The sequence below is a fragment of the Variovorax sp. P4_D9 genome (assembly GCF_056401695.1).
This window is the reverse complement of sequence record NZ_JBFUIU010000020.1, coordinates 1-11455: the sequence shown is the minus strand read 5'-3', so window position 1 is coordinate 11455 and position 11455 is coordinate 1. Positions and strand designations below refer to the sequence as shown.

Sequence of the window (11455 nt, the reverse complement as noted above, 5' to 3'; positions counted from 1 at the left end):
TGGTCAGGGTCGTTCGCGCAACGCGGCGCGGCAGTGCCCCTGTGGTGGCAGCATCCCAATTTGCCCGGTCACTCGAAGTGACCGCACGGCTGCTTCGAACCTGGCGGAGGCCCATCATGGCGAGACTGGTAATGCGTACGCGCAGCAAGCCCTATCCGGTGACTGTTGGCGACGAGACGAAGTACATCTGCGGCTGTGGCCTGTCGGCGACCCAGCCTTTCTGCGACGGCACGCACAAGCAGACGCGCGACGAGCCGGAGGGGAGGCTGTGCTGGTACGACGCCGACGTGGGTCGAAACGAATTCGCGGACACGTTCCCCAACATCCGCACGCCGAGCGAATAGGCGCGATAGCCTTTGTCATCAAACCGCCCAAGGGAGACCAGCCCTTCGCTGCCCCTAGGCGACCATGATGTCTAGCCGCGCTGCAATCGATACAGCGCGTCGCGGTAGATCCGGTAGACCGGCTCGATGCTGTCGAGCGCGATGCGCTCGTTGGCCGCGTGGATGTTCTCGCCGCGCAAGCCGAAGCCGCACAGCGCCGGCACGCCCAAGCCATGGAGGTAGTTGCCAATGTTCGACGGCCCGGCCACCGTGGTCGGCAGTTCGGCGCCCAGCTCGGCGCGGCCCGCCTCCCGCAAGGCCGCGACCATCGGGTTCGTGTCGGGCACGCGGTAGGCCGGCCAGCCGGCGGCCCATTCGATCTCGGTCGCCGTCGCGCCGGCCGCGTCCTGCCGATCGACCGTGCGCTGCACCAGCTGGCGCGCCTGGGCGTCGGCGAAGCCGGGCGTGAGCCGCAGGTCCACCCGCAGTTCGCAGCGGTCGGGCACCTGGCTGTAGCCGCCGTCCCCGGCCTGGATGCCGGTCAGCGTCAACTGGGGCCCGAGGCCGAAGGCCGGGTCGGCCCGGGGCAGCGGCGCGCCCTCCAGTGCCTGCGCTAGCGCCGTGGCACGCGTGATCGCGTTGAGGCCGCGCCGGCGCGTGGCGCCGGAATGGGCGGCGACGCCGTGCACCGTGAGGCGCGCGCGCAGGAACCCGCGCCCGCCGGTGACGATCCGCTCCATGCCCGGGTAGCCGATGATGACGCCGTCGGGCTTCGGCCCGGGCCCGCCGACCGGCGGGTGATTGAAGAAGGCCCGCGCGCCGCCGAAGCGCCCGGAATGCTCGTCGAGGTCGAACAGCACGCCGAGCCGGCCGGCGAAGCGGTCCCGCGCCTGGGCGAAGTCCTGCAGCAGGTGGGCGAACAGGGCCGCGCCGCCCTTGGAGTCGGCGCTGCCGCGCCCGTGGAGCCAGCCGTCCTCGATCCTCGGTTCGGTCGGCGAGCCTTTCCAGGTCGTGGCGCCGCCGAAGCCCGCGGTGTCGAGCGTGGCGTCGAGCACGGTCCATGGGCCGCCCGGCTGGGCGCCGACCACCTCCGCATAGAGGCCGAGCGCCTCGCTGCCGGCACCGCACAGCCGGCGGAAGGCCAGGCCGCGGGCGGCGAGCCAATCTTCCATGCAGCGCATCACCGGTGCCGGGGCATCGATGCCGGCGCGGCTCGGCGTGCGCACCAGCGACTGCAGCAGCGCCACGATCGAGTCGAAGGGAACGTTGGGGCCTGGCACGCGCGGCGAGGGTGTGAGCTCGGATCGCATGGCGGCAAGGTACCACGGTGAGTCCCCGGGGCGGCTGGATGGCCGGGGGAAATGCCGCGTTGAGAATCGGCGGGGACGTCGCACAATCGGGCGCGAGGCGATGGGCCGAGACAAGGAGCATGCATGGCAACGCTGGCACTGTGGGACACCGCGATCGCGAGTCTGGCGTCGTCGATCTCGACCCCGGCCGGCGTCGTCGCCGTCTGCTCGGCGGCTGTGGCGGGGGCGCTGGTGGTGGTCAGCTCGTTCGTCAAGACCATGATCCCGCTGCGCTGCCTGGCGGTGGGCGGCAACCTCGGCTTCCTGGTCTACGGGGCCCTCCATCCGTCATTGATCATGATGCTGCTGCACGGGGCGCTGCTGCCGATCAACGTCTGGCGCACCGCGGAAATGGTCCGGCTCACGCGCCGCGTGACGGCCGCGGCGGCCCAGAACGACCTGTCCGGCGTCTGGCTCAGGCCCTATATGCGAAGCCGGAGGATGAAGGCCGGCCGCGTGCTTTTCCACAAGGGCGACACGGCCCGCCATCTGTACTTCCTGGCCTCCGGGCGGATCGAGTTCGTCGAGATCGGCGAGATGATGGAGGCCGGCCGCCTGTTCGGTGAGATCGCCTTCTTCGCCCCCGACAAGCGTCGTACGCTGACGGCGCGCTGCGCGACCGATTGCACCGTGCTGCGCATCGATGAGAGCACCTTCAAGCAGCTCTACTTCCAGAATCCGGCCTTCGGCTTCCAGGTCGTCAACCTGGTGACTTCGCGCCTGATCGCTGACCGCCAGCGGCTCGAATCGCTGATGGCGTCGAGCCGGCCGGCGCCGCTCAGCGGTTAAAGGGCACGTTCAGACCGGCGCCGGGCCGGCCTCTCAAGCGACGCAGGCGCGCGCCGCGTCGAGAATCATGTCCTCGGAGGGCAGCTTGCCGATGCCGGCCAGCCCCTCGCGGGCGCATTCGATGTCGTGCCAGCGCACGATGCCGTCGCGGTCGATCATGAACAGGGCCTTCAGCTGCGGCCATTGCCGGTCGACGTCGCCCAGGTCGGTGGGCGTGCAGACATAGCCGTCGAGTTTTTCGATGGCCTTGGCGGCCTCCGGGATCGGCAGCGGTTCTGGCAACTCGCCGGTGGGGTTGACGCGGGTTTCCTGCAGTGCCTGCATCAGGGCGGACGTCGGCTCGGGTTTGGGTACCCGGTAGGCGCGGTGCGTCGACAGGGCGGGGTCGGAGGCCAGCCGCAGCGGGGTCGGCCTGAACTTGAAGTAGAGCCGGGCGTTTTCGGGATCGGTGGCCACCACCACCAGGCTCTCGATGCCGAGTGACTTCAGCTTGACCTCGAACTTGCCGAGTTGTACCAGCTGGCGGCGGCAGAACGGGCACCAGAGGCCGACCATCAGCGAGAGCAGCAGGGGGGTGCGGCCTCGGTAGTCGGCCAGTGACACCGTGCCCGGGCCGGCCACCGTCGGGAGCGCGAAGTCGGGGGCGGCCTCGCCGGGTGCCACGGGGGGAATCATCGCGGAGGTCATGTCAGAGACTCCTTCCGGCAGGTTCAGCAGAGGAACGGTAGCACCATCAGGGCGTCGGGCTCGAGTCCGGCGCGCTCGCAGACAGTCTGTGCCTTGGCCAGGTAGGCCTCGGCCTGCGCCATGCGCCCGGCGTCGAGGTGCAACGTCGCCAATCCATCGTAGCAGGGAAAGAGCAGCTGGGGCTCGTCGATTTGCTCGGCCAATTGCAACGCCTCGTTGTAGGAGGCGAAAGCCCGCGCGTGGTCGCCGTGGCACTGGTAGATCTGGCCCAGCACGATCAGCGGTACGGCTAGGTGATCGAGCAGACCGAGCCGACGGTCGAGGCTGGCGGCAGCGCGCGCGGCCTCGATGCCTTCTTCTTCGCAGCGGTTGGTCAGGGCGCAGTAAGCCACCGCGAGATTGGCATAGAGGCGCGACTGGAAGCCGAGGTCGCCGACCTTTCGCGCGGTCTCGAGACCCCGCAGGCAAGTCTCGATGCTGCGCTGCGGATCGAGCGTCGCATACAGCACCCCGAGGTTGGTGTAGCCGCGGCACGCCGCCTGTAGCATCTGGTGCGCCTCGGCGTGGGCGACGCTGCTTTCGATCTGCGCCACGGCCTCGGCGGGACGGCCCAGGCGCGCCAGCGCGACGCCAAGCGTGTTGCAGGCTTCGGCACGCACGACGGTGGCTTCGCGGCCCCGTTCCGGCGTGTCGGCCGGCAGCTCGGCCAGTGCGCGCTCCGCCAGCGCCAGGGCGGCGGTGCTGTCGCCGGCTCGAAAGGCGAGCCGGCCCATCTCCTGGAACAGGTGGGCGCGCTCGATCGGGTCGCCGTGCTCGCCCAACTGCGCCAGGCCGGCGCTGAAGCAGGCGCCGGCGCGTTCGCGCTCGCCGGCCTCCCAATGCAGGCCGCCGGTCTTGCGCAGGGCACGTGCGGCCCGCACCGGCTCGCGCCGCTGTTCGGCGGCGCGCTGCACGAGTTCGTATTGCGCCAGTGCTTCGGCGCGGCGCCCCTGCAGCCCGTACAGGTCGGCGAGCCGCTCGCGGGCGTCGAGCACCAGGGACTCGACGCCGGATGCGGCGGCTGGCGTCTCCGCAGGCTCGTCGGCCAGCGTCTGCAGTGCGCGCTCGTAGTGGCGGATCGCGTCGTCGTTGGCGTAGACGGCCCGTGCCCGGTCGCCGGCGGCCAGCAGGTAGCGGGCGCCGCGCGCCTTGTCGGGCGACAGGCTCCAGTGGTGGCCGAGTGCTTCGAGCTCGGCCAGGCGAAGCGGGCCGCGGGCCTCGCCATCGGTCGGCGCGTCGCGCTCCACCGCGAGCGATTCTTCGAGGGCGCGGCCGGCGCGCCGATGCAGCTCGGTGCGTCGGGCCAGCAGCAGGTTCTGGTAGGCGACTTCGTGCAGCAGGGCGTGGGTGAAGCGCCAGCGGGGCACGCTCGCCGGCTGGACCCGGATCAGGTCGGCCGCCGCGAGCCGTCCCAGTGCCGCCTCGGTCGACGGCGGGTCGCTGGCGATGCGCTGCAGCAGAGCGGCATCGAAGTCGGCGCCCAGCACGGCCGCCTCCTGCAGCATCCGGCGGTCTTCGGCGTCCAGTCGGTCGATGCGCGACAGCAGCAGGCCGTAGAGGGTCGGCGGCACGTCCACCGCTTCGCGCGTGCCCTCGCAGATCCAGCGCTCGCCCCGGCGCACCAGCAGGCCGCCACCGGCCAGGCTGCGGACGATCTCCTCGACGAACAGGGGATTGCCGCCGGCGCGTGCCGCCACCAGCTCGCGCACCGGGGCCAGGCCGTCGTCGGCCGCGGCGCCCAGCAGGTGGCTCACCAGCACACCGGCATCCTGCTCGCTCAGCGGCCCCAGCTCGACGATCGAATGCTCGGCCCGCGCGGGCTGCAGCGCCCGGGCGTCGGGGCGTTGCGCGGCCAGCAGCATCAGGGGCCGGTCGGCCAGCTGATCGATCACCTCGCGCAGCAGGTCGACCGAAGCCGCATCGGCCCATTGCATGTCGTCGATCACGATCAATACCGGCTGGCGCACCAGCCGGCGCTCGAGCAGTGCACGGGCCGCCAGGGTGATCTGGCGCTGCAACTGTTCGGGCTCGATGTCGCGCGGCCGGGCTTCCTCGATGCCGAGCAGGTGGTTCACCACCCGTGCGACCGCGTCGACCTCGTCGGCGCCAGCACCGAGGGCCTGGAGGCCCTGGTGGAGCTTGCGCCGCGCGACTTCCAGCGAGTCGTCGGCGTCGACCTGGTAGACCTCGCGGAACAGGGCGCCGAAGGTGCCGTAGGTCGGCTCGCCGTGCGAGGAGCAGGTGGTGCGGCGCACCCCGGTGGCGGCCAGCCGGCCATCGCCTTTCATGCGCGCGAACAGTTCGGCCAGCAGGCGCGACTTGCCGGTGCCGGCCTCGCCGATCACGCTGACCAGTTGGGCCCGACCCGCCTGCATGCGGTCGAATGCGGCAAGCAGGCGGTCGATCGCCTCGTCACGACCGACCAGCGGCGCCGTCAACCCGAGTTCGGCGAGGCCGCGCGCGGAGACCGCGTCGGTGCGCGCGCCGCGCAGCGCATGCGCCCGCATCGGCTGCGCCTTGCCGCGCAGCGCCAGTTCGTTGGCCGGCTCGAATTCGAAGCGGTGCCGCACCATCGACCAGGTGGCCTCCGACACCAGCACCGTGCCCGGCTGGGCGGCCGTGAGCAGCCGCGAGGCCGTGTTGACCGTGTCGCCGGTGACCGCATAGGCCCCGCCGGAACCACTGCCCAGGCTGCCGGCGACCACCGGGCCGCTGTGGACGCCGATGTGCAGCGTCACCGGACGGCCGAGCCGGGCCGCCCATTGCAGGCTCAGGCGGTCGACGCGCTGCATCATGTCCTGGGCCGCCTCCAGCGCCCGCACGGGATCGTCCTCGTGCGCGCGCGGAGCACCGAACACCGCCATCACGGCATCGCCGACGAACTTCTCCACGAATCCGTCGCAGCGTGCGATGGCCTGCGCCATCGACTCGAACAGGGCGTTCTGGAAGGCGCGCACGGTCTCGGGGTCGAGCTCCTCGGCCAGCGCCGTGAAGCCGGTCAGGTCGGCGAACAGCACCGTGACTTGCCGCCGGTCGGCCGCGGGCTCGGCGACAGCGACAGCGACGGAGACGGGGACGGGGACGGGGACGGGGACGGGGACGGGGACGGGGACGGGCTCGTCCGGGCGAGGGCCTTCCAGCCGGCGGCCGCAGCGCTGGCAGAAGGAAGAGGAGGGCAGCACTTCGGCGCCGCAGCCTGCACAAGTCATGGTCATGGCGAGTCCCGAGCCTGGATGCTGCGCCAGTTCGGGCGCGCGCGCCACCCGGGGCGCCCCCGGGCACTCGGCGCGATCGGGAAAATCCGCGATGATCCCGTCAACCGCCATGGAATTCCTCAAGTTCATTCGCTCGCTCGAAGAACTTCTTTATGAAGTGATGACGTGGCTGCTGTTCTATCCCCGCACGCTGTGGCGCGTGCTGCGGCATCCGCTCAGGCTGGCGGCGCAGGCGGAGGCCGAGATGAGCGAGAAGGAAGAGGACCAGTTCATCGACCTGGTCAGTCCGCCGCTGTTCCTGATGTTGTCGATACTGCTGGCCCATGCCCTCGAGATCGGCCTGCACGCCAACCTCGCGTCCTTCACCTCGGAGATGGCCAAGGAGGTGCTGTCCTCCGACACCAACCTATTGATCTTTCGCGCCGTCACCTTCAGTCTCTTTCCGCTCATGATGGCCACCGGACTGCTTCGACGGCAGAAGCGCGAGATCGATCGCAAGACGCTGCGGCGGCCGTTCTTCCTGCAGTGCTTCATTGCCTCGCCCTTCGTGGTGGCGCTGTCGGTGGCGTCGGTGTTCGCCCGGCTCGGCTTCCCGGCCGTGGCCACCGCGATGACCGGCAGCGCGGTCGTCTGGTACCTCGGCGTCGAGACGGAATGGTTTCGCACCCGCCTCGGCATGGGGCGGCTGCGGGCCTTCGGCATCGCGATCAAGCTGGCCTCGATCGCGTTCCTGCTGGCCTTCGGCATCGCCTTCCTGCTGCTGGGACCGGCGCCGTCCTGAAGCAGGCGTCCATGTCGCCGATGCCCATGAGTCTATAAAGTCCGCACATGACCTCTCATCGCGACATCGAGACCTTTGCGGACATGCTGGGAAGCCAGGGCCCGGAAGCTGCCCTGGCCTACCTAAACGTGGCGGTGCCGCATCGCTACTCGGCCGTCTACCTTGTCGAAGGCGGCATGCTTCACAACATCTTCCTGCACGACAAGAAGCACGAGGCGCGGCCGGAGTTCCTCGCGGTCGTGCCTTTCGAAGTCAGCTTCTGCCAGTTCGTCCTGCGCGACGGCGCGTTCCGGACTGACGATTCGGGCACCGACTCCCGGCTCGACGGACATCCGTACCAGGGCGTGATGGTCAGCTACCACGGCGTRCCACTGACCGACGCTTCCGGCGGCCTGATCGGCACGCTGTGCCATTTCGATGTCGTCGCGCATGGGCTGGCCGACGAGGAGTTCGAACTGCTCCAGCGTGCGGCGCGGATTCTCCCCGCCTACCTGCCCAGGGCCAGCGCCTGAGCAAGACGGACTGAAGCCGCCGCGGTGAAGGCGGGTCAGGCTCCTTCTTGATTTGCGTCAAGTCGTGCCGCGGTGGCGCGATTCAAACTGAGCGGCGCCCCAAAGCAAGATCGACGGAGCAGAACCACCGTGTCGCATACGCTGATCGTCCTACCCGATGACACGGCCAGGCCCATCATCGATGCCATCGAGGGCGCCAGGGATTCGCTGAGCATCCGCATGTTCCTGTTCACCGACCCGACGCTGATCGACGCGGTGATTGCCGCCCACCGGCGCGGCGTCAAGGTCCGGGTGATGCTCAACCCGGCACGCCGCAGCGCGAATCCGAGAACGAGGAAGCCCGCAAGCTGCTCGTCGATGCGGGCGTCGGCGTGCGCGACAGCAGTCCGGCTTTCGCCCTGACGCACCAGAAGTCGATGGTCGTCGACGACAAGATCGGCTTCGTGGAGTCGCTGAACTGGGAGCCGAAGGACCTGACCCAGACGCGCGACTACGCGATCGTCACCACGCATGGACACGAGGTGGACGAGATGGTGGGGTGCTTCGATGCGGACTGGGACCAGAAGGAGTTCAAGCCGCGGCCGGATTCGCCCCTGATCTGGTGCCCCAACAACGGCCGCCAGCGAATGGCGGACTTCATCGACGCCACCCACAAGACGCTCTGGCTGCAGAATGAGCGCTACCAGGACCAGGTCATCATCGAACGGGTGACCTGCGGCGTGAAGGTTCACATCCTCGCCAAGCCTCCGCATTTGCTCAAACCCGACAAGCTGATCGAAGGCGCGGGCGGACTGCGCATCCTGCAGGACGTGGGCGCCAAGATACGCACGCTGAAGCACCTGAAGCTGCATGCCAAGATGCTGCTCGCGGACAGCGAGCGGGCGATCGTCGGCTCGATCAACATCGCGCCAGGAAGCTTCGACTCGCGGCGCGAACTCGCCATCTATACCGAGGACCCCGTGGTCGCCAAGCGGCTCGAGAAGGTGGCGCAGCACGACTGGGACTTGTCTCACCCGCTCGATCTCAGCGACGCGGCGCTGCTGGCCGACCTGAAGAAGCGCGAGGGCCTCGACCCGTCGAAGCTCGCGCTGTACGAGGACAGCGAGCACTGGGGCTACCACCACAAGGACCACCACGGCAAGCATGGCGGGAAGCGCCAGGCCAGCGATGCCGGCGCTGGGTGACCGGCAGAGCCGGTGCCTGCGGGCCGAGGCTCTCGGGTCGACGTCGCGAAGCTAGAATCCCGCGGCTGCCCGGTGAGTTGGAGCATGGCTGAATCATCGGATTCGTACCGGGCAGCGTGCCTTCCTGCCTCCGCAGGCTTCGAGAGGAAAACTTGTCGTGACCCGTGGTTCCGTCGACGTCGACGACGACCTGCTGCTCAAGGTCTCGCCCCCACGGGTACCCCGCCATCTTGTATCGCGTGCGCGGCTGCTGTCGACCGAGGCCGCGATTCGGGATCTCCCCGCCATCCTGGTTCAAGCCCCGGCAGGCTTCGGCAAGACTTCCTTGCTGGCGCAGTGGCGGCTCGAGCACCTGTCGCATGGCGCCGTGGTCGCCTGGCTTTCGGCCCAGCCGCAGGACRACCCTCAGCGTCTGGCCCAGGCCCTCGCCCTGTCGGTCCGGCGCGGTGCCGGGCGCTCGACTTTCGGCCACACGCTGCTCGAAGCCGTCGGTCCCGGCGGTCTCGAGGGCATCACGGTCTGGCTGGCCGAGCTGGCCCAGTCGGCGCTCGATGTGGTGCTGGTCGTCGACGAGGCCGATCGCCTGCCGACGGCGTCGCGCGAAGCCCTCGGCTACCTGTTGCGCAATGCGCCGCCGAATCTGCGAGTGATCGTCGCGGCGCGCCCCGATTGCCGGCTGGATATCGACGATCTGATCGCCTACGGGCAATGCGTCGTGATCGGGCCGCCGGCGCTTCGATTCCGGCTCGACGAAACCATGGAGCTGGTGCGCGGCCGCCTGGGTGCACGCGTCGACAACGAYACCGCCGCCCGCCTGCATCAGTTGACGGAGGGGTGGCCGCTCGGCCTTCAGCTGGCACTGACAATCATTTCCCGCGGCATCGATGCGCGCGCCGACGTGGCCAGGATGGCCGTGCCCGACGGCGAGCTGCATGACCATTTCGTCAAGCTGCTGCTGGCCAATCTCGATCCCGGCGACAGCGACTTCCTGGTTCGCATCGCCATCCTGGACCACCTGCATCCGGACCTGTGCCGCGCGGTCACGGACTGCGACGACGCGACCGAGCGGCTGGCACGCCTGAGCCGGGACACGCCGGTCTTCGCCGCCGCCGAACGCGGCGACTGGCTGCGCATGCACACCCTCGCGCGCGACGTCCTGCGCCAGCGATTCCTGGCCTTGACGACACAACAGCAGGCCCAGGCGCATGGACGCGCGGCGGAATGGCTGGCCGAGCATGGATTGCTCGAATACGCGGCGCGGCACGCGCTGACCGCGGGCGAGCACCAGAAGGCCTATGGGCTGGCGGAGCGCAGTCTCTACGAATCCATCATGAGGCACGGCCGGCAGGGGGCGGTGCTGGAATGGCTGGCGCAGCTTCCCGTCGACGAACTGGACCGGCGGCCTCGGTTGCTGTTGGCCGGCGCCTGGACGCTGGCGGTCAGCGAACGCCACGAGGAAGCCGGGCGCCTGGTGGCACGCATCCTGGCGCAGCCCCAGGTCAGCGAAGAACTTCGCTGCGAATGCGCCTTGATCCTCGGCGGCGCGGCGGTGTTCGCGGACGACCCGGACCGCTTCGCGGAACTTCATGATCCGTGGGCCCAGGCCGCACCGCTGCGCGATCCGATGCTCCTGCAGGTCCATGCCAACCGCACGGCGTACCGGGCCCTGCTCGAAGGGGAGCCGGCGCTGGCGCGCCTGCGCGAGCAACAGGCGCCCCGCGGGGATTTCGGCCGTGACGTCGGCTACACCCGGCGCTGGGGCGAGTTCATCGTCGCGCTCAGCTATCTGTGGGAAGGTCAGGCCCTGCTCGCCGACAGCCTCTTGCGGCCGGCCGTGGCGAGCGCGGAGGCCGACCTGGGGCGGCGAAACGGATTCAGCTGCATGCTGGCGGCGCTGCTCGCCGCGACCGCCTGGGAATGCGATCGTCCCGACGATTCGACGGCGCTGCTGGCCGATCGGCTCGACATTCTCGAGCACAGCGGCGTGCCGGAATCCCTGTTGCTCGCCTATCGGACGATGGCGCGGATCGCTGCCGCCCAGGGTGCCGAGAACCGCGCGCTCGAGCTTCTCGGCGCCCTGGACGCCGCCGCGCTGGCCCGCGGGCTGCCGCGCCTGCGCATCGCCAGCCTGGCCGAACAGGTGCGGATGCATGCCGGACGATACCGTTCGCGCAGCTGCCGCGAACTCTGCGAGCGGATCGACGCCCTGCTTGACAGCGACGCATTGCCCCAAGGGCCTCTGTGGCGGCGCAGCGTGGGCGTCCTGCGGGAAGTCGCCCATGGCTATGCGGCGATCGCCGACAAGGACTGGCGCGGCGCGCTGGGGCCGCTGGCGCGCGCCGACGAACTGGCGCGGACGCTGAAGCAGGGCCGCTTGCACATCGAACTCCTCGGCCTGTACGCGTTCGCGCTGGACCAGTGCGGCGAGGAGTCTCAGACCCGGTTGCGGGAAGCGGTGGACCTGGCGGATACCTATGGCCTTCGGCGGGTGTTCGCCGACGCCCATCCGGACCTGGGGGACTGGGTGCGCAAGGTCGCCGCGGAGGGCCCCCGGCGGGAGTCGGCCGCCCCCGGCC

9 protein-coding genes and 1 pseudogene are annotated in these 11455 nt (G+C 69.9%); 7 read left to right on the top strand and 3 right to left on the bottom strand.

What is annotated here, in order from left to right; translation table 11 throughout:
- Positions 1-116: 116 nt before the first annotated feature.
- Positions 117-344 (top strand): CDGSH iron-sulfur domain-containing protein, encoded by a 228-nt coding sequence (locus AC1DY5_RS04060; RefSeq protein WP_478108807.1) that lies wholly within the window; start codon positions 117-119, stop codon positions 342-344.
- Positions 345-415: 71 nt separating this feature from the next.
- Here the strand turns inward: AC1DY5_RS04060 and AC1DY5_RS04055 are convergent, their stop codons facing one another.
- The gene (locus AC1DY5_RS04055) at positions 416-1633 is read right to left on the bottom strand and encodes a M20 family metallopeptidase (protein ID WP_478108805.1); all 1218 of its coding nucleotides are present in this window, start codon (positions 1631-1633) and stop codon (positions 416-418) included.
- Positions 1634-1756: 123 nt separating this feature from the next.
- On the opposite strand from AC1DY5_RS04055, the gene AC1DY5_RS04050 reads away from it, so the two are divergent.
- Entirely contained in the window at positions 1757-2461 is a 705-nt protein-coding gene (locus AC1DY5_RS04050; RefSeq protein ID WP_478108802.1) for a Crp/Fnr family transcriptional regulator, read from the top strand.
- Between the two features lie 33 nt (positions 2462-2494).
- Here AC1DY5_RS04050 and AC1DY5_RS04045 read toward each other — a convergent pair whose 3' ends face one another.
- Both AC1DY5_RS04045 and AC1DY5_RS04040 read right to left on the bottom strand, forming a co-directional pair.
- On the bottom strand, positions 2495-3148 hold the full coding sequence (locus AC1DY5_RS04045; protein WP_478108800.1) for a peroxiredoxin family protein: 654 nt from the start codon (positions 3146-3148) through the stop codon (positions 2495-2497).
- A 23-nt stretch (positions 3149-3171) separates the two neighbouring features.
- Entirely contained in the window at positions 3172-6513 is a 3342-nt protein-coding gene (locus tag AC1DY5_RS04040; protein WP_478108797.1) for an ATP-binding protein, read from the bottom strand.
- Here AC1DY5_RS04040 and AC1DY5_RS04035 point away from each other — a divergent pair.
- From AC1DY5_RS04035 to AC1DY5_RS04015, 5 genes and pseudogenes are all read left to right on the top strand, one after another.
- Positions 6494-7183 carry a hypothetical protein gene (locus AC1DY5_RS04035; protein WP_478108794.1) on the top strand — a complete coding sequence of 230 codons (690 nt, stop codon included), beginning with the start codon at positions 6494-6496 and terminating at the stop codon, positions 7181-7183. The genes AC1DY5_RS04040 and AC1DY5_RS04035 overlap by 20 nt on opposite strands.
- A gap of 47 nt (positions 7184-7230) precedes the next feature.
- Positions 7231-7695 carry a guanylate cyclase gene (locus AC1DY5_RS04030; protein WP_478108792.1) on the top strand — a complete coding sequence of 155 codons (465 nt, stop codon included), beginning with the start codon at positions 7231-7233 and terminating at the stop codon, positions 7693-7695.
- Between the two features lie 219 nt (positions 7696-7914).
- A pseudogene (locus tag AC1DY5_RS04025) lies at positions 7915-8192 on the top strand (phospholipase D-like domain-containing protein); the annotation flags it as partial.
- A gap of 33 nt (positions 8193-8225) precedes the next feature.
- Positions 8226-8879 (top strand): phospholipase D-like domain-containing protein, encoded by a 654-nt coding sequence (locus AC1DY5_RS04020; protein WP_478108845.1) that lies wholly within the window; start codon positions 8226-8228, stop codon positions 8877-8879.
- A gap of 157 nt (positions 8880-9036) precedes the next feature.
- The coding region (locus AC1DY5_RS04015) for a winged helix-turn-helix domain-containing protein (RefSeq protein WP_478108789.1) at positions 9037-11455 on the top strand (2419 nt) is incomplete at its 3' end.